The sequence below is a fragment of the Parageobacillus sp. G301 genome, from assembly GCF_030268025.1.
Lineage (GTDB): Bacteria > Bacillota > Bacilli > Bacillales > Anoxybacillaceae > Parageobacillus_B > Parageobacillus_B toebii.
Genome location: NZ_BSDB01000002.1, coordinates 739,006 through 762,695, shown reverse-complemented (window position 1 = coordinate 762,695; position 23,690 = coordinate 739,006). Strand labels below are relative to the sequence as shown.

The window sequence follows — 23,690 nt, the reverse complement described above, 5'->3', positions numbered from 1 at the left end:
AGACAGCATCACCTGATTTCGTATTTTCAGACAATAGCTGTCTTACTAGATTTTATATGGAAGAGCTTTTTTTCGTCAATTCACATTTTTATTTTCCGCAAACAAAAAGACATCCAAGTTTCCGTTCTTGCTCGTTTATTTTACTTGTATTATACTGAAATATCACCACATCTTGCAAATGTTTTGTGCATTTTGTAAAAAATAGGAAAAATATGTTTATGTTTGTTTCACAAGCACCCATGTTCCAATTCCAGTCAAGTTTATTTGTTTACGCACGGAAAACAGTGGAACCGTTCCACTGTGAATCCCGTCACAAATGACATGCCATTCTTCTTCATCAGGCAGAAAAACAGACTGTTTTTCTACTTGATTATGGTGAATAACAATAATGTCACACCAAGGTCCATATTGCTGTACATCGCGAAGATGGTATGCGATGATGAATGCTGGTGTCTCAAGGAAAAAAAGGTGATTGTTTATTTCTGCTTCGGTAGTAAATCGGAAAGCGCGATGGGACTTTCGGAGCTGAATAAGCCCTTGAACATAGCGGACATCGTCTTCATGCTCGCTCTTTCGTTTCCAGTCGATTTGATTAATCGAATCAGGAGCATTATAGCTATTTTCTACTCCTTGCTTTGTCCGATAAAATTCCTGGCCACTATGCAAAAACGGAATTCCTTGCGAAAGCAGCACGATCGCTGTCGCTAATTTTTGCCGCTTTTTTCTTGTTTGTTCATCTTCATGACCGTTAGCGATCTCCATTTTATCCCATAACGTATGGTTATCATGGGACTCGACATAATTAATCGTTTGGGTTGGATGAAGAAATAGTCCGTGTTTCTTGCGAACGCTTCCGCTAATCGCTACTTTCACCTTTTCCCGATCATTGAAATCGCCAAGTGCGAACCCTCGATCATACAGATGGAATGTACTTCCTTTGACACTGTCACGAAAATAATCGTTAAAATAGGCAATACGCGGCAATTTTTCTGCGTTTTGCATCGTTGCTTTTTGTTCGGACGGGAGCGGTGTCGGCAAATTCCATCCTTCTCCGAGTACAAGAATGGACGGGTCAAGTGTATCAAGCATTTCACGAACCGCTTTCATCGTTTCGATATCTAAAATTCCCATTAAGTCAAAGCGAAATCCATCGACATGATATTCTTCCACCCAAAATCGCACCGAGTCTATAATCCATTTTCGCACCATTTTTCGTTCGGAAGCAATATCGTTTCCAACTCCGGTGCCATTAGCCGGATTGCCGTATGCATCATAGCGGAAATAATATCCAGGAACGATTTTCTCGAATGAAGACTGCTCGCGCATATAAACATGATTGTAGACAACATCCATAATGACACGAATGCCCTGTGCTTGCAGCGTATGAATCGCCCGCTTTAATTCGCGGATACGAGCATACGGATCATTCGGGTCGGTCGCATAACTCCCTTCCGGAGCGTTATGATGAAGCGGATTGTATCCCCAATTATACTGCTGCAATGGATTGCACTCATCCACTCCGGCAAAATCATTAAATGGGAGCAATTCTACATGAGTGACGCCCAACTCTTTTAAATAAGAAAGCCCTGTTGTCGTATTATTTGGCCCCTTTGTTTCCAGTTCGGTCAACCCTAAATATTTCCCTTTATGCATAATACCGCTTTCCGGATGAATCGTAAAATCACGGATATGCATTTCATAAATAATCGCGTCAGTTGGGGATGAAAGCGGAGGGACGGATGGTTTTTCGATGCGTGTCTTCGCTAAATCGATAATAACCCCATACTCCCCGTTAACCGAAACAGCAACCGCATACGGGTCCACGGCTTCACGCCAAACAGCGTTCACACATACGACATATGTGTAATAGATCCCTTCCATATCACCGAATACAGTCGCCGTCCATACTCCTTTTTCCAATCGTTCTAACGGTATATAGTCGGCTTTTTTTGTTTTTGGGTCAATCAGCTTTACTTTTGCCTCCGTTGCCGTAGGCGCCCAAACTTTGAAGGTTGTTTGCTCCTGCGTATACGCAACTCCTAAATCGCCGTCATAAAAAAATTTGTCATCAAATGGCACGGTTCGAACAACCGCTCCGATTTGCAAATCAGTGACTCCACCTTGATGATCATAAATAAGATAACGTTTTCCTATTTCTATCGGGATATCGATGATGCACTCATATTTCATGCTTGATCCTAAATCTATTTGGCGCTCTATTTGCAAAGGATCGCGCTCTTTATGCGGCGTTTCTAACGTAAATATTTGTATTTTTCCATCGCGATACGATTTTGGCACTAAAATCGTCGCCAAATTCATTGCATCTAAATATGCTTCAAACTCTCGATGTATATCGTGCAAATCCATTCACCCCCTTTTGTGTATACTAGTGTGCTATATCATATGCGAAACATAGGAAATACGGTGCAAATGAAGCTTATGCAGCAGCTGGCTGTATCGCAGGACTTTTGCGTTATTCCGTAACGTAAATGCCAATAAAAAAGGTGTAATTAGCTTTACACCTTTTCTTCATCCGTATTCCAATTTGTTCGTATATCATAGTGACTATAGCAATGGCGCAACAAAAAAGATGCCGCTTTTAATTGCACATGCTTCAACGGAATCGTTAATTCCCGCAAAGACGAAAACCAACGTTCATAATTTCGTTTGTCAATAAACTGCACATTGCTAAAAGTACGGTGATCATCGATATAGCCATAACGATTCACCACTGCTTTTTTGATAGGAAAATCAATATGGTACTGTTTATATATATCTGCCACTATTTTTTCCATTCGTTGCAAAGCGATAACCGGATTGATTTTTTTCTTTTCTTCCCGCTTCGTTATTTCCGTCCAAAAACGGTCTGAAGACGCTATGATAATATTATCTTTTTCCCCTTCGGCAAACGTAATACACCATGTTGTGGTCGGACTTAATAAAATGACATCTAATTCGACCGGAGCGCTTTTGACCAAAAATACGGGTTTGTATAAACATAAATATGTGTCGGGAAAACGCTGTAAAAAATATTTCAACCTTTCTTCATAGTAAAACTTTTTATTTACCTTCGATTCATACCATATCGTAGAGCTTGCCCATTTTAATTGCAATTCGAACATATTTTCCAAAAATAAAATTTTTAATTCATCTATATTTTTTGCTTCCGCAATCATAGTCGACAAGCTCTCTTCTTCGTTCCAATGATTTACTTGTACCTCTGTCGCTTCTTCTGATATGGAAGAGCGTCGAAACCATTTTTTCATCCGCTCCAACAATGACGGTTTTTCTACTAGCCATTCCCACGTTTCATCCGGTTGAGGAGCATCATTATTTCTTCTATTGTTTTCCCATTGTTCTTTCGTCTGCTCCCATTGTTTTTTCTTTAGACGAATAAATTCACTTGTGTAGCGGTACACATCCGTTTCATACTTGGAAATATAGTCTTGAAGCTTTATTAATTGGCCCACACTCACAACACTTCCTTCAAATAAGAAGTTTACTTTTAGAAAAGCGGGAACAAAGCGCGCGCTTCATATTTTGGTGTTCGCTCTAAATGGGTTTGATATAACACTATTTCATGAACGGAAAAGGTCGCCGTTACTCTTGATTTCTGCTTAAGCGCATCTAAGCGAAACTCTTCATTTCCTTGCCATTTGCGAGCAATCGTAATATGCGGGGTAAACGGCCGTTTGTCTAGAGAAAATCCGATATCGATACAGGCGGTATACACATCGCGTTGCAGGGCAAATAGTTTTTCTTCTTTTTCCACTCCTTGCCATAAAATCCGCGGCGCTGTTCGATTTCCAAATGTATGTATTTCTGATAACGATAATAAGAATGGAGCGTGGCGCTTTGCCACCTGCGTCATTGTTTTGCATATCGCATCCAATTTTGCAGGTGGAACGTATCCTAAAAATGCTAATGTAATATGGTAATCTTCTTCATGCACCCATGAACGAAATGGAAAATGGGAAACGATTCCATCTCTCCATTGTGAAATCTGTTTTTTTACTTCACTAGCGATAGGGATAGCGATAAAATAATGCGTTTTTTTCATCGTTCTCCACCTTTTCTTATGCCGAAGCTTTTTTCTTATTTAGCAAATGAATGCACACTAATGAAAGCATGCCGACAAACGTGCAAACGCTGAAAAATAAATATATAGCCCCAATATGATAACGTTCAAGCATATATCCACCGATAAATGTACAAAACCAAACGCCTAACCCATTGCCTACAGCGGAATAAAGGGATACTGCTGTCGCCCTTACTTGTTTTGGCGCAACATCACGTACATATTGAAGCGCCGCGGGAATAGATAAGCCGACGGAAAGACCTTGAACAAGCGTTGTCATATATACGAAAAAGAGCGGCGGCTCGAAAAAATAAAACAGCCAACGTAAACATGATACAACAGTAGCAAACATTAAAAGCGGAACCATCCCAAACCGATGAATAAGCCCATCTGTCATTTTCATAAATGGGGCTTCACTTCCTGCCGCCAATAAAAACGCCAAGCCTATTCCCGTCAACGTACCACCAAGCTGTTTAATGAATATCCCAAAATAAAAGTTATTCGCTAGAATAGGACCAAAAATAAAGAAAGTAGCGAGCAACAATAATACAAAATGAGGAATTCGAAACAGCTGCGCTATACCGCGCAGCGCTTCCGCTTTCATCGTTTGGCTTTCTTTTGGAAGCCGGCTGGCGAGCAAGCCGGACAGTATTAGCATAAACGAAAACAAATAAAAAATGACAACAAGCGCAATGCGGTCTGATAGCCACCCGCCAATCAGTACGGCAACAGCAAAACCGATCGATCCCCATAAACGAATAGATCCATACTTTTCGCCATTCTTTTGCGCATAATGAAGAGTAATGCTGTCGGAAATCGGAACGATCGCACTTTGGGCGGACGCCAGTAAAACAGCCATGACAATAAGCCAATGATATTCATGCACAAATGAATACATTAGTCCAATGAATGAAGTAGCTAATAGTGCGATTGTCAGCACGAAAACCGGTTTACGTGTATAATCGGTAATCATTCCCCAAATCGGCTGTACAAAAATCATTGTGACTGGACTTATGGACATAATGACTCCAATTTCTGTTCCCGAAAGACCGACCACTTCTTGTAAATATACGGATAAAAGCGGAAATAATGCTCCGAATGCAAAAAATATAAAGAAATAAAATAACGAAAATGTGGACTTACCAGTCGATTCCCCTCGTTTTAACGCTGCCTCCATACTTGATTCCGCATCCTTTCATGAAAAAGCACCGCCCTAAAAAGAGCGGTTTTTCTTTATCGTAACATATGTTTAGAATTTTTTCATTTTGCTAATTCATAAATTGCCTGAGCGTAAATCGCCGTTGCTTTCAATAAATCATCGATCATGATATATTCATCCTTTTGATGCGCCACATCCGGCCGTCCCGGAAATAGCGGTCCAAACGCTACTCCCGCTTTCAGCGAACGGGCATATGTACCGCCGCCAATGGAAAGCAGGGAAGCATGCTCTCCTGTTTGTTCTTCGTACACGCGTTGAAGCGTCTTTATAAGTACATGATTTGGATCAACATAGTGCGGTTTTGAATCGCTAAAATGTTCCAACGCAAAACCATGCTGCGCTGCGATGTTCTGTAGTTTTTGCTTCGTTTGTTCTATATCATTGGTGACCGGATAGCGTATGTTAATGCCAAGCTTTCCTCCAGCTTGCGCATCATATGATAATATTCCAACATTGACTGTTAAATCGCCGGTAATCTCATCGTTGTAAGCAATGCCTAACGCTTTTCCGCGAGAATCGGCAAAGAAATAGTCCGTCACAAAACGGATAAACGATTGCGCCTGCGTATCCAACGCAACATCTGATAGCCACTTCGCCAGCCATAAACCTGCATTTTTCCCGTTTTCTGGTTCCATCGCATGAGCGGAAATTCCTTCTAATTGAAGAGTAACGGTATTGCCTTCCACAACAGCATTTCCATTCATGCTTGTCTCATGAAGAAACTGGCGATACTGCTGTTCGATTTCTTGTTGCCGGTCTGCACGAACGAGCAATACCGCTTTAGCAAAGTCAGGAACCATATTATAACGTCGTCCTGCCTGGAACGACTGCAGCCGAATTTCACTTTCTTCCTGTGTTCCTATTGATGGCTTGCGCAAATCCATATCGACAATTCCTTTTTCCGCGTAAATAATCGGAAAATCCGCATCCGGAGCAAATCCCATTGTCGGCATTTCCTCATGCTTAAAATAATGTTCGACACAACGCCACTTGCTTTCTTCATCTGTTCCAACAATCATACGCACTCGTTTTTGCAATGGCAACCCGAGTTCTTTCACAATTTTCATAGCATAAAATGCTGCCATTGTCGGTCCTTTATCGTCAATCGCGCCGCGAGCATATAATTTCCCATCACGGATTTCTGCAGCAAACGGGTCGCTTGACCAGCCATCTCCCGGTGGTACAACATCCACATGGCATAATACGCCGATGAGTTCCTCTCCTTGTCCGATTTCAAGATGTCCCGCGAGACCATCGACGTTTTTTACCGCAAACCCTTCTTCTTGGCCCCTCTGCAATAAAAACTGCAACGCCTCGTATACTCCTTGTCCAAGTGGGGCTTCTTCTGTTGCATTCTCTTCATCGAGAACGCTCGGAATGCGCAATAGCGCCTGCGTATCTTGAATAAGCGCCTCTTTTCGCTTCAATACCTCTTCCATCCAATCGATATTCATCGCCATTCTTCCTTTCTTTTTTCATTTTTTTCTTGCTGCAACCGTAACATAAACGAAGAAATGAAGTCAAAGTTTTCTTTTTTTACGATAATATTAATATCTTATTAAAAAATATTGAAATATTTTGTTAATGTCGGTAAATAGGTAGCATTTTTCATCTATTTTCGTGTAAAATGATAGTAAATCACAGCAAGATATAATCTCTCATCTCAGAAGCAGCGATGTTGTGCCATGCGAATTATGCAATGATAGGGAGTGGTTTTTTGAAACCTTCAACACATCGTATGCTAACACGAATTAAATCCGTATACATGTACATTAGTGAGAAAGGAACCGTAACGACACAAGAGCTTGTTGATGAGTTTGGCACCACCCCAAGAACGATTCAGCGTGATTTAAACGTGTTAGCGTATAACGACCTAGTTCGCAGCCCTAGCAAAGGCAAATGGACGACAACCAATAAGAAGGTACGAATATCTTCTTAATGGGTGCGAAGAAGAGAGAGAAAGGTGAGAGGTTATAGCGAGATAAGAATAAGCCTCAACATGCCAAAAAAGAATACGTATTAGTTTGCATATAAAAGGAACCTAAGTGCGGTTCCTTTTTTTTCAGCTTTAATCCTAGAGAAGTCTCTCCTCCTCTAAACGGAGTGAAGGGAGGAAGGTTCATGGGCGAAATTGTTTTAACATCTCCACTTCCTCATCCGTCAATTCTCGATATTCACCAAGATCTAGCGACGGATCAAGCACAAGAGGCCCCATTTGAATCCGTTTTAAGTAAATGACCCGTTTACCTATCGCCCGGAACATTCGCTTCACTTGGTGAAACTTTCCTTCTGTGATCGTTACCTCCACATCCGAACGAAGTCCCGATTTTAAAACCACCAGTTCCGCTGGCTTTGTTTCGTAACCATCATCCAACACCACCCCGTGGCGGAATGCCGCCACATCTTCCTCTGTCACTTCCCCCTCAATAACGGCAAAATACGTTTTCGGCACATGCTTTTTCGGGGAAAGCAGCTGATGAGCTAATTGCCCATCATTCGTCAACAATAAAAGCCCCTCTGTATCTTTATCCAGACGCCCAACTGGGAATGGCGAAAACACGCGATCTTCCTCTTCTAGCAGGTCAACAACCGTTTCTTCCACCACATCTTCCGTCGCCGAAACGACTCCCGGCGGTTTGTTCATCATTAAATAAATAAATTCTTTATACTCCACTTCTTTTCCCCGCACTGTCACGACCTGCTCCGTCGGGTTGACTTGTGTTTTCGGATCTTTGACCACAACCCCGTCAATTTTGACGACTCCTGATTTCAGCAATTTTTTTACTTCTTTTCTTGTCCCATACCCCATGTTGGCGAGCATTTTATCAATACGCAATCCCAATGTTTTCACCACCTTTTAAAAAATTTGCTTCAATTAGGCGTTTGTCTAGTCCGCATTCTTCCTATTTCCATACACTATGAAAGAAAAAAGAAGAAAGGAGATTTGCCCATAATGAATTATTATTATCTTCCAGTGACAGATGATTATCGTCAACAACCTACTCAACCTTTTGGCCCAGGCTTCCCAGGAGGTTTCGGAAACATTCAACAGCAACTGAATCGGATCGAACGGACGTTACAGCGTCATGAAGATCGTCTCAATCGCCTTAACCGCCGTTTGCAACGCGTCGAGCGCCGACTTGGGCTTCCTTTTGAACAATTTTAATCTTTTAGAAAAGAAGGCGGCTAAGAGACCGCCTTCTTTTCCTTTCTGCGCTGCAAAAACGCAAATCGATTTCCAAACAGCGAGACAAGCAACCCAGACCGTTCGCTGAAAAAGAAATACACCCCAGCGCCGATAAGCGCACTAATCGCAACAATCACGATCGATTCCACTCTTCCGCCATGATAATGCAGCATTGATTTCAAAAGCAGCTGCACAATCGCAACAAATCCTGACATAAGCGCCGTTAATATTCCAATAAAAATCGTGCGGCGCATGACAAACTGATATTGGTAGTTGGTGTATTTTTTAATAATCCATAAATTAAATACAACCGAAACAAAATAACCAGACATCGTCGCAAGTATCGCACCAATCGTCGCCAATTTTGTGATAAGAAACGTATTGAGTAACAGTTTCACAAAAAGTCCCATCGTTAAGCTGACGACCGAAAAACGTTGTTGATTAATGCCTTGCAGCATCGCCGCTGTCACGGAAAACAATGCGAACAAAATGGCGGTTGGCGCATACCAGCGCAACACTTGCTCTCCAAGCGGATCATAGCTATAAAACGCGGCATAAACTGGTTCTGCAAGAAGTGCCATGCCGACAACGGCAGGCAATGTTAAAAACATGACGACTTGAAACGTTTGGTTTAAATATTTTCGCAACGATCTCCGGTCTTTTTCTACATACGCCTTTGTAATCGTTGGAATCAGCGTCAAACTAAATGATGTCGCGAGCGTTACCGGAATAATGACAAGTTTCTGCGCCCATATATTAAAAATAGAATAAGCATGCTCAGAAATTTTCCCAAGCCCTATGTTCGCCATCGCATGGTTAAAGGTAAACTGATCAATTAACTGGTAAAGCGGCATCGCCAGCCCAACAAAAACGAACGGCGCTGCATACAGAAATAATTCTTTGTACATCTCTTTCAGAGAAAGCGTGACTTGTCCACGATCTCTCTCTAATAAATCATCCAGATACTTCTTTCGTTTCCACCAATACCAAATAAGAATGGCAAGCCCGCCGATTGCGCCGACAAATGCAGCAAACGTTGCCACACTGACTGCCGTAACGAGAGAACCTTCAAATACGCGCAACACAACGTAACAACCGATTAACAAAAAGGCGATGCGGACGATTTGTTCAACTACTTGTGATAGCGCTGTCGGCCCCATCGATTCATGGCCTTGGAAAAAACCGCGGATTAAGCTCATGACAGGAACGATAATAAGCGCAAAACTTACCGCGCGAATAACAGTTACGACGTCATCAATAGAATTGACGTTCGCACGTTCATCAATCACAAACGGAGCAATCCATGGGGCAATGGTATATAAAACAACACAAGAAACGATGCCGGTAACGATCATTAATCGTAATCCCGATCGAAATAACACATAACCGACACGATACTCTTCTAAAGCGTTATATTTGGACACAAACTTGGAAACCGCCAGTGGCAGTCCTGCTGTAGCAAGGCTGAGAAAAATTTGGTACGGCACATATCCATATCCGTAAAGCGCACCGCCTTCTTCTCCTACAAGATGATAAAAAGGAATGACATAAATTAAACCGAGAATCCGGGAAATCATAACACCAGCTGTCAGAATAAACGTCCCGCGCAATAATTTTGAGGTAGACATACGATCCCTTCCCTAATTTGATCACATTGAAAATAATAACTATGTTATTTTATCATATTTTTGATCAGGTCGAGAAAATTTCCCCCGCTCCATTATAATCCAGAAGGAAAGGATAGTGAAGAAGATGACATATGAAGTTGTTGTTATTGGGGGAGGGCCATCGGGATTAATGGCGGCAATTGGCGCTGCGGAACAGGGCGCAAAAGTGCTTCTTATTGAAAAAGGGAACAAGCTTGGGCGGAAGCTTGCCATTTCCGGCGGCGGGCGATGCAACGTAACAAACCGTCTCCCTGTCGAAGAGATTATTAAACATATTCCAGGAAATGGACGGTTTTTATACAGCGCTTTTTCTGAATTTAATAATGAAGATATTATCCGCTTTTTCGAACGGTTAGGCGTACAGTTAAAAGAAGAGGATCATGGCCGCATGTTTCCGGTGACCGATAACGCGCAATCTGTTGTACAAGCGTTAGTAAACGAATTAAAACGGCTGCATGTAGACGTTCGGCTTAACACACCGGTTGCCGACGTCGAATACGAGCATGGAAAAACGATAGGCGTAACGCTAAAAACAGGCGAATTTATCGGCGCAAAAGCAGTTGTTGTCGCCGTTGGCGGCAAATCGGTTCCGCAAACAGGCTCTACCGGCGATGGCTATGCTTGGGCGGAAAAGGCAGGACATACGATCACCGAACTATTTCCAACCGAGGTTCCGATTACATCAAACGAACCGTTTATTCAAGAGCGGACACTGCAAGGCTTGTCGTTACGCGATATCGCTTTAAGCGTTCTGAAACCAAACGGAAAACCGATCATTACCCATCGAATGGACATGCTTTTTACCCATTTCGGCATTTCCGGCCCCGCCGCCCTTCGCTGCAGCCAATTTGTCGTTAAAGCGCTGAAAAAGTATGGCGAAGATGCGGTGATGATGAGCATTGATGCGCTTCCTGACCAAAATAAGGAAGAACTGTTTCAGCACATTGCCCATCTATGCAAGGAAGAGCCGAAAAAAGCGATCAAAAACGTGTTGAAAGGCTTGCTACCGGAGCGATATATATTATTTTTGCTCGAACAAAGCCATATCGATCCGCAAACACCGGCCGGAATGCTTTCGCACGAAAAAATTCGAACGTTCATTCAACATTGTAAACAATTTACGTTTCACGTTCACGGCACATTGCCGCTAGAAAAAGCGTTCGTCACTGGCGGAGGCGTTTCAGTGAAAGAAATCCAGCCGAAAACGATGGCTTCCAAATGCATGGAAGGTCTTTATTTTTGCGGGGAAATTTTAGATATTCACGGCTATACAGGCGGCTATAACATCACCGCAGCGCTGGTGACCGGCCGGCTCGCCGGCGTCAATGCCGCCACATACGCCATTTCCCACCGGACTTAACAGGCAACGTTAGGTCCGGTAAATAATCATTGCCGAAAAGCAGTAAATTTGCTCTCCTTCCGACTCCATCGCCGCCACGCTGTATTTGACGTCGATTAACTGTCCATCTTTTAATCGCGATAAAAAATCGTTTACCGCCGCTTCCAAATCTTTTTCATGCTCTTTATCGAATACTTTGACTTTGTACATTTTGCTTCTCCTCTCCCGGCTTTTTTCTTCCATTTCATCATTTTCACCGGCTATTGTGTGAATTCCTTTATTTTTATAAAGCAACAAATAAAAGATATTTTTCTTATTTTCTTCAAACAAGCCCCATTTCCTTATGAGAAATAATACTTATCTAAAATAAAAATCAGCTGGTGACATTTGTGCCAGCTGATTTTTATTATTATTCTACAATCACAGTTGGCGGTGGAAACTGATCTTTAGCAACTTCTTTCGGATCTTGGTCATGGCCAATAAGAACAAGCGCCCCTAATACCACCACCGACAATACACTAACAATCACTTTTTTCAACATAATCCCTCCTATATATGAATAATTTTTTTTAAAAACTCATAGCTTATTTTATAGTATTTGCTTGCTAGCTTGTACTTGCGACACCGTTCGTAGTAGTCCGCTAAATATTCAGCATATTGTGCCACGTCTTCATATTTTTTATGTTTTTGAAAATAAGGGAGAACCTCATTTTTCATAAACATTTCAAAGTCTCGCTCAGAAACGTTATTCGACAATAAATATTGATAGGCAGTAAAATGAAAGTAATATTCAGATGAAGTATAGTCGGAATGCTGTCTCAAAAGCTGTAAGCTTTCTTCCACAATTGCCAGTGCCTTGCGATAATTTTGCGAACTATAGTATTCTTTGATGAGGGAGAACAAGGTGATAAAACGATCGGCAAGCATAGCTTGTCTTTTATATACTAAACTATTTTCATAGTGTTGAATTGCTTCCCGATACTCCTTCATCATCGATTTTAAATATCCTAAATTATGCTCAATAATGCCCAGCAGTTCAATATCGTTGACCATTTGCGCCGCCTTTTGCGCAAGGGAGTAATATTCGAGCGCTTTGTCCACCTCGCCATACCTTCGATAGCAAATTCCTAGCAGCACATGACATTCCGCGCTTCGCTTTAAGTTATAATCTGCTTGGTAAATGGCTAGCGCGCGCTGCACATAGTTGATGCAGCTTAACATTTTCCATAACCGACTGTATGCAAGCGATAGCAAATAATACAGATCCGCTTCTTCCCACTTTGGAAACGATTGAAGCCGAAACAGCTCCTCTGCCTTTTTATAATATTCGAGCGCTTCTTCATATTTTTCTATGCAATAATATAAAAGCCCGACAAATTTGTAATAGTAGTATTTCATTTCATGGTCAAATGTATTGTACAATTCACGAATCTGCATCATCGCAGCTTCGGCGGCGGAAATATTTTTCATGAACAAATAATAGCGCATCTCCATTAGCAGAAAATAGGTATTTGCTTCCGCATCGTTAAAATACTCTATCATTTTCTTTATGTTTTCATACATTTCCACTGCTTTCCATTCATTTTTATCCGTTATTGCCTTATACCATAACATCATTTGCTTCATCAGTTCATTCATCCGTTCGTTAAATAAGTTGTCAATCTCAAGCCGCTGATAAAGCAAGTGCAACACTTCTTCACTCGGCGTTACCTGGTTGTTTTCAATTTTCGACAAATACGATACGGAAATAATTCCTTCCGCCACTTCCTCTTGAGTCATTTCTTTTTTGAGACGGGTGAGTTTTAAGCGATCGCCAATCTTCAATAAATATCTACCCCTTTATCTATTCGTCTGAATAGTTTAAATTTAATGAAAATTATACAATATTTTTATCAGATTAGGAAGTAGCTAATAGTGCTAAAGGGATAGAAAAAAAGACGGCATCGCTTTTATGTCTTTTATTATACTAAATAATGCTCTTTCGTTTATTGAGAAAATCAACGGGTTACAAGTGCAATAATTCTATGTTTCCATATTTCATTTGGGAAAATATCGCCGTGTTGACGAAAAACGAGTTGCAAAAATGTCACCATCTTGAAAAAAAAACGCTCGGTCATTTTTCGTCAAGAAACAACCGAACGTTAAAAAAGTACTAGGATGATTTTCTGATGTCAACCACCTAAAACAATAGGCTATTTTTTCGGCACCGTATCTCCTTCCCATTCAAGCATCCCGCCGACCATATTGCAAACGCGGTAGCCTAATTCCTGCAAATAATAGCAAACATTTTCGCTGCGCCGGCCCGAGCGGCAGACGAAAATATACTCTTCCTCTTTATTGAATTCATTGAGCCGGCTTGGAATTTCCCCCATTTTGATATGTTTGGCGCCAGGGATCATGCCAAGCGCGACTTCCTCATCCTCGCGCACGTCGACAATGTTCAGCTTTTCGCCGCGATCAAGCCTTTCTTTTACTTCCGCCGCGGTAATTTCTTTAATTTCTTCCATCCTCGAATCTCCCTTCAATCATTTGCCCCTCGTAAAAAGAGGGGCATTTTTTATTAGTTTGCCACGATATTGACTAATTTTCCTGGTACAGTAATCACTTTACGCACTGTTTTTCCTGCAATATGTTCTTGAATTTTCTCGTCTTGCATAGCCATCTGTTCAAGCTCTTCTTTTGATAGATCTGCAGGTACACGCAGTTTTGCTCTTACTTTTCCATTTACTTGAACAACAATTTCGACTTCCTCTTCGACTAATTTTGACTCATCATATGTTGGCCATGGTTCGTATGCGATCGTATCATTATGGCCGAGTTTTTGCCATAGTTCTTCCCCGATATGCGGGCAAACCGGTGATAATAGTTTCACAAATCCTTCCATATACTCTTTTGGCAATACCGGCGCTTTATATGCTTCATTAATGAACACCATCAATTGCGAAATCGCTGTATTAAAACGAAGCGATTCATAATCTTCCGTTACTTTTTTCACCGTTTGATGATACACTCGCTCTAGTGTATCTGTTTCTGGATTGTCAACGATTTTCGGATTCAACTCGCCATTTTCACCGACAAACAAGCGCCAAACACGGTCTAAGAAACGGCGCGCCCCGTCTAACCCTTTTGTTGACCATGCGATGGACGCTTCAAGTGGCCCCATGAACATTTCGTATAAGCGGAGCGTATCGGCGCCATGGCTTTCGATAATATCGTCCGGGTTGACGACATTTCCTCTTGATTTACTCATTTTTTCATTGTTTTCCCCAAGAATCATTCCTTGGTTAAATAGTTTTCTAAACGGCTCTTTTGTCGGTACAACGCCAATATCGTATAAAAATTTATGCCAGAAGCGCGCATACAATAAGTGGAGTACAGCATGCTCCGCCCCACCGATATACACGTCAACCGGAAGCCATTTTTTCAATTTTTCCGGATCGGCAAGCTGTTTATCGTTATGCGGGTCAATATAGCGCAAATAATACCAGCAGCTTCCTGCCCATTGCGGCATCGTATTCGTTTCACGGCGTCCTTTTTTTCCTGTTTTCGGATCGACGACATTCACCCATTCTTCGATGTTCGCAAGCGGCGATTCTCCTGTACCCGACGGTTTAATTTGATCCGTTTTTGGAAGCTTTAACGGAAGTTCTTCTTCCGGCACCGGCGTCATGGTACCGTCTTCCCAGTGGATGATCGGGATCGGTTCGCCCCAGTAGCGCTGACGGCTGAACAGCCAGTCGCGGAGGCGGTATGTGACTTTCTTTTGTCCTTTTCCATTGGCTTCTAGCCATTCAATCATTTTTTGGATCGCTTCTTCTTTGTTGAGGCCGTTTAAGAAATCAGAGTTAATATGTTCTCCGTCGCCCGTATACGGTTCTTTCGCAATATCACCGCCAGCGACTACTTCTTTGATTGGCAAATTAAATTTTTTCGCAAATTCATAGTCGCGTTCATCGTGTGCTGGCACGGCCATAATCGCGCCCGTACCGTAGCTCATCAGCACATAATCGGCAATCCAAATCGGCAGTTTCTCGCCAGTGACCGGATGAATCGCGTATGCGCCGGTGAATACTCCTGTTTTTTCTTTCGCCAAATCGGTGCGCTCGAGGTCGCTTTTGCTTTTAATCGCATCTAAATATGCTTCCACTGCCGCTTTTTGTTCCGGAGTTGTAATTTTTTCGACAAGAGGATGTTCAGGTGCCAACACGGTATATGTTGCGCCAAACAGCGTATCTGGGCGAGTTGTAAAGACAGTGAACGTTTCATCATGGCCATCAACTTCAAAACGAATTTCTGCCCCTTCTGAGCGCCCAATCCAGTTTCGCTGCATTTCTTTAACGCTTTCCGGCCAATCTAGCTCTTCTAAGTCTTCCAAAAGGCGATCCGCATACTCTGTAATGCGAAGCAGCCACTGTTTCATCGGTTTGCGGATGACTGGATGGCCGCCGCGTTCGCTTTTTCCGTCAATTACTTCTTCATTTGCCAGTACCGTTCCTAGCGCCGGACACCAGTTGACCGGAACTTCATCCATATAAGCTAATCCTTTTTCATACATCTTTAAGAAAATCCATTGTGTCCATTTATAGTAATTCGGATCGGTCGTATTAATTTCTCGGTCCCAGTCGTACGAAAATCCTAACGATTTAATTTGGCGGCGGAATGTATTAATGTTTTTCTCCGTAAATTCCGCAGGGTCATTTCCAGTATCAAGAGCGTATTGCTCAGCAGGCAATCCGAAAGCGTCCCATCCCATCGGATGAAGCACGTTATATCCTTGCATTCGCTTCATTCGTGCTAAAATATCCGTCGCTGTGTAGCCTTCCGGGTGTCCGACGTGAAGCCCAGCTCCAGAAGGATACGGGAACATATCTAGCACATAAAATTTCGGTTTGTCATCGTCATCGACCGTTTTAAACGTTTTATTTTTTTCCCAGTATTCTTGCCATTTTTTTTCGATTTCCCGATGATTAAAGCTCATTGTCTTTCCTCCTATTCTTTTTTCATATCCATCATTGTTAACGAAAATACGTATGAAAAAACCCCCCATCCCAAAAGGGACGAGAGGTGAAAATTCCCGCGGTACCACCCTTCTTAGCATGCATCGGCGCATGCTCACTCAATATCGTTAACGCAGATTCACGGCGAACATTACGAGGCAACCACACAGCCGCTCATGTTCGCAACTCCAAGGCGAGTTCGTGAACAAACTTCGGTTGACTCGCACCAGCCGTCAACTCTCTGCAGTCCGTTTTGTTCACTACTACTCCTTTTCACCGTTATTTACCAATATTGTTCGTGTATAATATTTTAAAAAATTTGTCGTTTTATTGCAAGTGGGGAAAATAGAGATTGTCAATATCCGCGCGTCGCTTGTGTTATTCATCTATTCTATGCCACATTTCCCGCGGATTCAGCTCATATATGCCGTTTTCACGGTACATATAGTTATTCATGATAAATTCGCGGCGAATGGTTGCGTAATCCTCATGGAATTTTTTAATGTACTCATTGATTTCTTTTTCTGTATACTGTTTTCCCGGCTGAAGCCCTTTTAGCATATGCTCAAGCACAATCAATTTCTTCTTTCTTTGCGCTGGAATATTTTTTAAACGGCCATCACTGGTAAAAAAGTTTTCGATGACCTTTTGACGTTCTGCGGCTTTCTCTTTCATTTCCTTTTTCCCCTCGTTTTGTTCAGCCAAATCAAGCAATGCATGCGCATAATGCTTTACTACAGATGGCTGTAAATAAAAATAAATGATGTTTCCATCGCGCCGTTCATAAACAACGTTTATATCGCGAAGTTTTTTTAGATGATGGGTGATCGTCGCCGGGGTCAATCCAAGTTTCCCCGCGATTGCTTGACCGTGCAGCGGTCCTTGCGAAAGCAGTTTTATAATGCGAAGACGGGTCGGATCACCAATCGTCTTAAAAAATGTCACTAAACGATGAAGCTGCATGACTACACCTCTATATTTGATCCTCATCTAATTAGATTTATATCTAATTAGATGAGGATTGTCAACCTCCATATTTTTTCAGATAAAAAATGAAGCAGAGAACATGTCTACCCTACTGTAAGCGTTTGTTTCCCTTTGCTTTGCTTCTTTGGCAAGTTCCGGTCATAGAAGAACGTCGTGACAAGCGAAAGTGCGGAAAAGAAAACAAGTACGGAAAACAGTGGTTTCATGCCAGCGTAATCAGCGATCAACCCGCCAAGCACCGGACCGACCATCCGCCCTGCGGTAGCCGTGCTGTTGACAAATCCTTGGTAAAACCCTTCTTTCCCTGCAGGAGCGAGCTCGCTTGCCACCGTTGGAATCGCCGGCCAGACGATCATCTCCGCCATCGTCAAGACGACCATCGCAACGGCAAATTCCACGAATGAATCTGCTTCTAGCAATAAAGCAAACGAAACGACAAAAATCGCAAATCCGACCAGCATTTGCTTCTTGATATAAGGCATCCATCGCTGGATCACGACAGACAAGAGCGGCTGCGCCAATACAATCAGCGCGCCGTTGATTGTCCAAAGGAGACTATATTGCCGCAGCGGAATATGAAGTGTCTGCGTATAAGCAGCAATCGTCGTCGGCCATTGCACATAGCTGATCCAGCATAAAAAATAACCGATACAAAGCGTCACTAGCGCGTACCAATTGGCGCGCGCCTCTCCTTTCACCGCTTCCGCCTCCTTTGATTTTGCTGCTTTGGCAACGCGGACATGACGCAATCCAAACACGATAAGCAAGCAAAAGACAGCGTATAGCAATAAATTGGCAAGGAAAATAAGCGTAAACGAATACGACGCGACTACGCCGCCAAGCGCCGAACCAACCGCCACGCCAATATTTTGCGCGACATAAAGCCCGTTAAACGCCCGTCTTCCGCCCTCGGGCCAAATTGCTCCCGCATACGCAGCCGCTACTGGAAATACAATCCCGCTTCCCATCCCGATGATCGTTAAAAAGATGGCGTAATGCGGCCAGCCATGAAAGAAAACAAGACCAACAAGCGCGGACATCGTCGCGACAATTCCGATCATCATCGACTTAAAACCGCCAATTTTATCAAACAATAGCCCTCCGGCTAAGTTTCCAACCACGCTTGCCCCGGAATTGAGCATGAGCACCATTCCAGCGACAGAGAGTGATTTGCCAAGCTGCTCATGAACGTAAATCGTATTCATCGGCCATAAAAAAGAAGCCCCTGTCACGTTGATGGCCATACCGATCATTAATATCCAAAGCGCACGGGGCATATGTAATCCTCCTTCGATATTCGAGTAACAAAGTAAATTGTATGTAGATGGATGAAAAAAGGCAATAAAAAAAGCTTGTCGACTTTGTCGACAAGCTTTTTCACTCTTCGACGTGCTGTTTCGATTTTTGCGGCTGCCCGCCTGTTTGTTCATACGCTTTTTTCGCTTGTTTCACCGGATCAACATCTTTTCCTAATTCGATATCATGATTGTTGATGCCGTTTCTCGTCTTTTGCTCAGGATTGTTTTGTTTGGAACGTTTTTTCACGACGTGCGCCCTCCTTAATGATTAAACAAAATCATTTCATTTTGCAATTGTTGAAGCTGCAAACGCATCCGATGCAGCTGTTCGCGCTGTTGTGCATTACAGCTAAGCGCTAAATGCGCCAAATCATTGATTGCGCTCTCTAACATTTGCTGTGCTTGTGTATATTCAAGGTCATTATAATGCTCTTGCTTTTGCGCCTCTGTATATTGCTCTTTTGCATAACGAATGACATCTTCACAATGCTGCAAAAATTCATCGACCGATTGCCGCGTTGCCATTATATTCCCTCCAAGCGTATAATCGTTTGCCTCATCTTTTAATTTGCGCATTTCATTTTGCGAATATCACGTTAATGATTGGCAATAGTCGATTTTTCCCGCCAATCATGTTACAATGCTGAAATGATGTTATTTAAAAAATAAGGAGGCGGCTGTTTGTTTTGAAACAGTTCAACCCATTTCCATATACAAACGATCATAAACGTTACCATACATGGAATTATCATTTACGACAAACGTTTGGCTATAAAGTATTTAAAGTCGCTCTTGATGGCGGTTTTGATTGTCCGAATCGCGATGGAACAGTCGCTTATGGCGGATGTACGTTTTGCAGCGCGGCAGGTTCTGGCGACTTCGCGGGCAATCGTGCTGATGACCTTGTGACCCAATTTAATAACATTAAGGAAAAAATGCATAAAAAATGGAAAGACGGAAAATATTTAGCTTATTTTCAAGCGTTTACGAATACACACGCTCCCGTAGACGTATTGCGGGAAAAATACGAAACCGTCCTTAACTTAGACGGGGTTGTAGGATTGTCCATTGCAACTCGCCCGGATTGTCTCCCTGATGATGTGGTCGAATATTTGGCCGAATTGAACGAGCGCACTTATTTATGGGTCGAACTGGGCTTGCAAACCGTTCATGAACGGACAGCCATGCTTATTAACCGTGCACATGATTTTGAATGCTTTGTAAAAGGAGTTGAAAAACTTCGCAAACATGGCATTCGCGTTTGTGCTCATATTATTAACGGGCTTCCGCTTGAAGATTATGATATGATGATGGAAACAGCAAAAACAGTGGCAAGCATGGACATTCAAGGAATTAAAATTCACTTGCTTCATTTGTTAAAAGGAACACCGATGGTAAAGCAATATGAAAAAGGGCTAGTCAAATTTTTGTCATTTGAAGAATATGTGAACCTTGTCTGTGATCAGTTAGAAATTTTACCTCCAGAAATGATTGTGCACCGAATTACAGGGGACGGTCCAATCGACTTAATGATCGGTCCAATGTGGAGTGTAAATAAATGGGAAGTATTAAATGCAATTGATGCGGAACTCGAACGCCGTGATAGCTATCAAGGGAAGTATTATAAAAAAGAAGGGATTAAACAATGAAATTGGCCAAAATCCTTCCTTTTACCCGAACATTGATGGATCTTGCGGTGAATGAAGGGGATATCGCCGTCGACGCCACGGTCGGAAACGGGCATGACACGCTTTATTTAGCCCAGCGCGTTGGAGAATCTGGACACGTATTTGGGTTTGACATTCAAAAAGAGGCGATTGCGAAAACATCGGCCCGCCTTCAAGAACACAATATGTTAAACCGAGTAACGTTATTTCAAGCAAGCCACGATCAACTGATCGAAAAAATTCCCTCTATTTATCATGGCCGCATCACCGGAGCAATGTTTAATCTCGGCTACCTGCCTGGCGGTAATAAGCGAATCGTAACAAAACCTGATTCAACGATCCGCGCCATTGAGCAATTGATGCAAATTATGGCGAAAGAAGGGATCATCGTTCTCGTTGTTTATCATGGCCATCCGGAAGGCGCCATCGAACGGGATGCGCTTCTTCATTATGTAAAGTCAATGGATCAAAAGAGCGCTCACGTATTAAAATATGAATTCATCAATCAAAAAAACAATCCTCCTTTTATTATTGCCATCGAAAAACGATAAAAAGGCTGTCCCTTTAGGAAAGAGACAGCCTCTTTTGTTTGGAAGACGATAAAAGCTTGTTTTTCCACAGACGATACGCTCTCCCGTTCCAGTAGAAAAACCAAGAATTGATTCCGCCTAAACGAATAAGCTTTTTCGCAAGGCGGCGGAGTTCTTTTTGTTTCTTTACTTTTTCATCCGATAAATATAAACCAAGAAGTCCTCGATGAATGAGACGATGAAACTCCCCATGCGGCAATTGATTCACATGGCGGTCCGCCTCTTCGATAAAATGGCAAAGCCGCTCTAACAAAACGGACTGATCGGGATAATAAAAACAAAAATTTAAATCTCCTCCTAAACGATCTTCTTCTTGATCAATAAAATAATCAAGCAAAATATGCAGCCCTTGAATATAAGGAAAATAACCGTCGCGTATTTGTTTTGCCATTTCCTCATGAAATGTTTCTGTAAACGCATAGGCAACTAAGCAAAAAATGCCCAGCGTAGAACCGGAGCAAGCAGAAAACTCATACCATTCCATTGGTGGAAGCTGATCTTTATATTGTTTAAACCATTTCTCAAGACGCGGTACTCGCTCCTCTACATGCACATGTTTATGTACTTGTAAATCACAATAATATCCAGCTAATTCATGCAAAAACGGAACAATTTTATCGTAATGTGTCACTTTCTTTAAAACACTTTGACATGTTCGTACAAGGTCATGCAAATAGCCACCGTCATCTTGTTCTTGACGATGGCGGTAATAATTCGAAACGTCGGCATCAATCGATAACGCGTCAGGCATCGATTCATGAAGAGCTCGAAAATCAAGCGGATCTAATGAAGTGCTTCGATCACATAAATTATCAAGATAGTCGCTGATCGTTTGATAAGCGACAATAAAACGAATACACCTTTCCATTTCCTTCCCTGCTAATAACGATAAAATGGAGCCTCCTTCACAGTGAAACGTTTTTGTTTCAATACTTGCCAACGCTTGTTTTCGAAGTTCCGGGTCTGGAATATTTTGTGCTCTTTGTTTCCAATAGGCTAATTCGCGATGCACTACCGGAAAGACGTCGCGATAGACTTTTTTCATAAGAGTGATCGGATGTGTCGGGATTTTCAACAGGCTCACCTCAGATGTGTTTACATTGTCTAGCGATATAGTCGGCATTGTGTATCTAAAAACGATTTTGCGTATAAGAAAACATCTTCCCGCTCCGGTTCATTAAAAATTTCATGATATAATTTGTTCCATTCTTTATACATTTTTTCCGATATCGGCAAACGGTCAAACCATTCTTTTACAGCTGTTTTATCGACAATTTTATCGTCCCCGCCTTGCATGAGCAGCAATGGGATATCAGGGAATTTCTGAATACGGCGAGAAGCCAATTCCATCGCCTTTACTAATTCACGATACCAGCGGACAGATACTTTCGTCACATAAAGCTCATCATGTTTATCCGTCTCATGTACCTCTTTATTTCTTGTTGCCAGTTCGACAGACAATCCTGAATCGATCAAAAGGGATGGCGCGATATAATTTAATACTCTTGATAACATATCAAGCCCTTTCGATGGATACGATACAAGTCCTAAACATGGCGAAGATAAAATAACCCCTTGTACAGAAGGTCGTTTTTCTTGCAATGTACGGATAACAACAAGCCCTCCCATGCTATGTCCAAGAAGGAATACCGGTACATGAAATTGTTTGGCTTCCGTGATCCAATCGGCCACCTCATTAATATATTCATCAAACGATTGGATATGTCCACGTTTTCTTCTCGTTGTCCGCCCTTGTCCAGGCAAATCTCCTGCTACAACATGATAACCGCTTTTCACCCACTGCTCGATCAACCATTGATAGCGCCCGTGGTGCTCCGCAGCTCCGTGGACAATCACAACCGTTCCTTTTCCTTCATTTGCCTCCCATTTCCACATCGTCAATCTCCTCCGTTTACGAATCGTGCCACTATCTGTACAATAATAAATAATACTGAACCATTTTATAAAATGAAAGGAAAGAAGCGTATGATTTATCCGTACAAAGGAAAGTCTCCAAAGATCGCTGAATCTGCCTTCATTGCCGATTATGTCACCATTACCGGTGATGTGGTCATCGGGGAAGAAACAAGCATTTGGTTTAATACTGTTATTCGCGGAGATGTCGCTCCAACGATTATCGGCAATCGCGTCAATATCCAAGATAACTCAATTTTACATCAAAGTCCAAACAATCCGCTTATCATTGAAGATGGTGTAACCGTCGGCCATCAAGTCATTTTACATAGCGCCATCATCCGGAAAAACGCTTTAATCGGCATGGGCTCGATTATTCTCGATGGTGCGGAAATTGGCGAAGGAGCGTTTATCGGTGCCGGAAGCCTTGTCCCGCAAGGAAAAAAAATTCCGCCGCACACGCTCGCATTTGGCCGTCCCGCTAAAGTCATTCGTGAATTAACCGACGAAGATGTCCGCGAGATGGAGCGAATTCGCCGCGAGTATGTGGAGAAAGGGAAATATTATAAATCGCTGCAGCAAGATAAATGATAATAGGAAACGCCGAGCAGACCGATTAACATTACGTTGTTGTTATTATGGGATATGACCAAGATGATATTTATTTCACCGCTCCGCTGACTGATGAAATAAAAAAGCATCCAAAATCGATTTTTTAAGATGTTGGGAGGCAAATAGGAAGACAGG

Annotated in this window: 24 protein-coding genes and 1 other annotated feature; of the genes, 6 read left to right on the top strand and 18 right to left on the bottom strand. The window is 42.3% G+C overall.

Features of this window, described 5'->3' with window-relative positions:
* Nucleotides 1–216: 216 nt before the first annotated feature.
* From pulA to pepV, 5 genes are all read right to left on the bottom strand, one after another.
* Nucleotides 217–2,361, bottom strand: coding sequence for a type I pullulanase (gene pulA, locus QSJ37_RS12610; RefSeq protein ID WP_285755454.1), 2,145 nt, complete (start codon nt 2,359–2,361; stop codon nt 217–219).
* 155 nt (nt 2,362–2,516) lie between these two features.
* Nucleotides 2,517–3,470: a nuclease-related domain-containing protein gene (locus QSJ37_RS12605; RefSeq protein ID WP_285756120.1), complete on the bottom strand. Its 954-nt coding sequence runs from the start codon at nt 3,468–3,470 to the stop codon at nt 2,517–2,519.
* Between the two features lie 35 nt (nt 3,471–3,505).
* The gene (thpR, locus tag QSJ37_RS12600; RefSeq protein WP_081188743.1) at nt 3,506–4,060 is read right to left on the bottom strand and encodes an RNA 2',3'-cyclic phosphodiesterase; all 555 of its coding nucleotides are present in this window, start codon (nt 4,058–4,060) and stop codon (nt 3,506–3,508) included.
* Between the two features lie 16 nt (nt 4,061–4,076).
* Nucleotides 4,077–5,255, bottom strand: a complete 1,179-nt coding sequence (locus QSJ37_RS12595) for an MFS transporter (protein WP_285755453.1) — start codon at nt 5,253–5,255, stop codon at nt 4,077–4,079.
* A gap of 83 nt (nt 5,256–5,338) precedes the next feature.
* Nucleotides 5,339–6,751 carry a dipeptidase PepV gene (gene pepV, locus QSJ37_RS12590; RefSeq protein ID WP_285755452.1) on the bottom strand — a complete coding sequence of 471 codons (1,413 nt, stop codon included), beginning with the start codon at nt 6,749–6,751 and terminating at the stop codon, nt 5,339–5,341.
* A 263-nt stretch (nt 6,752–7,014) separates the two neighbouring features.
* Here pepV and QSJ37_RS12585 point away from each other — a divergent pair, with 263 nt between their 5' ends.
* Nucleotides 7,015–7,236, top strand: a complete 222-nt coding sequence (locus QSJ37_RS12585) for a DeoR family transcriptional regulator (RefSeq protein WP_015864852.1) — start codon at nt 7,015–7,017, stop codon at nt 7,234–7,236.
* A 180-nt stretch (nt 7,237–7,416) separates the two neighbouring features.
* On the opposite strand, the gene QSJ37_RS12580 is transcribed toward QSJ37_RS12585, so the two are convergent.
* On the bottom strand, nt 7,417–8,139 hold the full coding sequence (locus QSJ37_RS12580; protein WP_062755030.1) for a pseudouridine synthase: 723 nt from the start codon (nt 8,137–8,139) through the stop codon (nt 7,417–7,419).
* A gap of 111 nt (nt 8,140–8,250) precedes the next feature.
* Between QSJ37_RS12580 and QSJ37_RS12575 the strand changes: the two genes are divergently transcribed.
* Nucleotides 8,251–8,463 (top strand): hypothetical protein, encoded by a 213-nt coding sequence (locus QSJ37_RS12575; RefSeq protein WP_015864854.1) that lies wholly within the window; start codon nt 8,251–8,253, stop codon nt 8,461–8,463.
* Nucleotides 8,464–8,483: 20 nt separating this feature from the next.
* On the opposite strand, the gene QSJ37_RS12570 is transcribed toward QSJ37_RS12575, so the two are convergent.
* Nucleotides 8,484–10,112 (bottom strand): putative polysaccharide biosynthesis protein, encoded by a 1,629-nt coding sequence (locus tag QSJ37_RS12570; protein WP_285755451.1) that lies wholly within the window; start codon nt 10,110–10,112, stop codon nt 8,484–8,486.
* A 124-nt stretch (nt 10,113–10,236) separates the two neighbouring features.
* On the opposite strand from QSJ37_RS12570, the gene QSJ37_RS12565 reads away from it, so the two are divergent.
* Entirely contained in the window at nt 10,237–11,511 is a 1,275-nt protein-coding gene (locus tag QSJ37_RS12565) for a BaiN/RdsA family NAD(P)/FAD-dependent oxidoreductase (protein WP_285756119.1), read from the top strand.
* A gap of 9 nt (nt 11,512–11,520) precedes the next feature.
* Here QSJ37_RS12565 and QSJ37_RS12560 read toward each other — a convergent pair whose 3' ends face one another.
* The 9 genes from QSJ37_RS12560 to QSJ37_RS12520 all read right to left on the bottom strand — a co-directional run bounded on the left by QSJ37_RS12560 (nt 11,521) and on the right by QSJ37_RS12520 (nt 19,297).
* Nucleotides 11,521–11,700, bottom strand: coding sequence for a sporulation protein Cse60 (locus tag QSJ37_RS12560; RefSeq protein ID WP_017434907.1), 180 nt, complete (start codon nt 11,698–11,700; stop codon nt 11,521–11,523).
* Nucleotides 11,701–11,899: 199 nt separating this feature from the next.
* Complete coding sequence (locus QSJ37_RS12555; RefSeq protein WP_285755450.1) at nt 11,900–12,031, bottom strand: hypothetical protein; 132 nt, start codon at nt 12,029–12,031, stop codon at nt 11,900–11,902.
* A gap of 8 nt (nt 12,032–12,039) precedes the next feature.
* Nucleotides 12,040–13,314: a helix-turn-helix domain-containing protein gene (locus tag QSJ37_RS12550; protein WP_285755449.1), complete on the bottom strand. Its 1,275-nt coding sequence runs from the start codon at nt 13,312–13,314 to the stop codon at nt 12,040–12,042.
* Between the two features lie 368 nt (nt 13,315–13,682).
* Nucleotides 13,683–13,997: a rhodanese-like domain-containing protein gene (locus QSJ37_RS12545; protein WP_285755448.1), complete on the bottom strand. Its 315-nt coding sequence runs from the start codon at nt 13,995–13,997 to the stop codon at nt 13,683–13,685.
* A 53-nt stretch (nt 13,998–14,050) separates the two neighbouring features.
* Nucleotides 14,051–16,468: a leucine--tRNA ligase gene (gene leuS, locus QSJ37_RS12540; protein WP_285755447.1), complete on the bottom strand. Its 2,418-nt coding sequence runs from the start codon at nt 16,466–16,468 to the stop codon at nt 14,051–14,053.
* Between the two features lie 72 nt (nt 16,469–16,540).
* Nucleotides 16,541–16,773 (bottom strand) — a binding site (T-box leader).
* A gap of 92 nt (nt 16,774–16,865) precedes the next feature.
* A complete protein-coding gene (locus QSJ37_RS12535) occupies nt 16,866–17,450 on the bottom strand; it encodes a DUF2087 domain-containing protein (RefSeq protein WP_285755446.1) in 585 nt (194 codons plus the stop codon).
* 107 nt (nt 17,451–17,557) lie between these two features.
* On the bottom strand, nt 17,558–18,751 hold the full coding sequence (locus tag QSJ37_RS12530; RefSeq protein ID WP_285755445.1) for an MDR family MFS transporter: 1,194 nt from the start codon (nt 18,749–18,751) through the stop codon (nt 17,558–17,560).
* Between the two features lie 100 nt (nt 18,752–18,851).
* Nucleotides 18,852–19,019, bottom strand: a complete 168-nt coding sequence (locus QSJ37_RS12525; protein ID WP_062755040.1) for a hypothetical protein — start codon at nt 19,017–19,019, stop codon at nt 18,852–18,854.
* Nucleotides 19,020–19,033: 14 nt separating this feature from the next.
* The gene (locus QSJ37_RS12520; RefSeq protein ID WP_062755042.1) at nt 19,034–19,297 is read right to left on the bottom strand and encodes a YtzC family protein; all 264 of its coding nucleotides are present in this window, start codon (nt 19,295–19,297) and stop codon (nt 19,034–19,036) included.
* A 161-nt stretch (nt 19,298–19,458) separates the two neighbouring features.
* On the opposite strand from QSJ37_RS12520, the gene mnmL reads away from it, so the two are divergent.
* Entirely contained in the window at nt 19,459–20,421 is a 963-nt protein-coding gene (gene mnmL, locus QSJ37_RS12515; RefSeq protein ID WP_285755444.1) for a tRNA modification radical SAM protein MnmL/YtqA, read from the top strand.
* Nucleotides 20,418–20,990: a tRNA 5-(aminomethyl)-2-thiouridylate-methyltransferase MnmM gene (gene mnmM / locus QSJ37_RS12510; RefSeq protein WP_089098031.1), complete on the top strand. Its 573-nt coding sequence runs from the start codon at nt 20,418–20,420 to the stop codon at nt 20,988–20,990. The genes mnmL and mnmM overlap by 4 nt, the downstream gene beginning before the upstream one ends.
* A gap of 13 nt (nt 20,991–21,003) precedes the next feature.
* Here mnmM and QSJ37_RS12505 read toward each other — a convergent pair whose 3' ends face one another.
* Both QSJ37_RS12505 and QSJ37_RS12500 read right to left on the bottom strand, forming a co-directional pair.
* On the bottom strand, nt 21,004–22,104 hold the full coding sequence (locus tag QSJ37_RS12505; protein WP_285755443.1) for a tetraprenyl-beta-curcumene synthase family protein: 1,101 nt from the start codon (nt 22,102–22,104) through the stop codon (nt 21,004–21,006).
* Nucleotides 22,105–22,133: 29 nt separating this feature from the next.
* Nucleotides 22,134–22,925 (bottom strand): alpha/beta hydrolase, encoded by a 792-nt coding sequence (locus QSJ37_RS12500; protein ID WP_062755050.1) that lies wholly within the window; start codon nt 22,923–22,925, stop codon nt 22,134–22,136.
* A 90-nt stretch (nt 22,926–23,015) separates the two neighbouring features.
* Here QSJ37_RS12500 and QSJ37_RS12495 point away from each other — a divergent pair, with 90 nt between their 5' ends.
* Nucleotides 23,016–23,534, top strand: a complete 519-nt coding sequence (locus tag QSJ37_RS12495; protein ID WP_285755442.1) for a gamma carbonic anhydrase — start codon at nt 23,016–23,018, stop codon at nt 23,532–23,534.
* Nucleotides 23,535–23,690 lie beyond the last annotated feature (156 nt).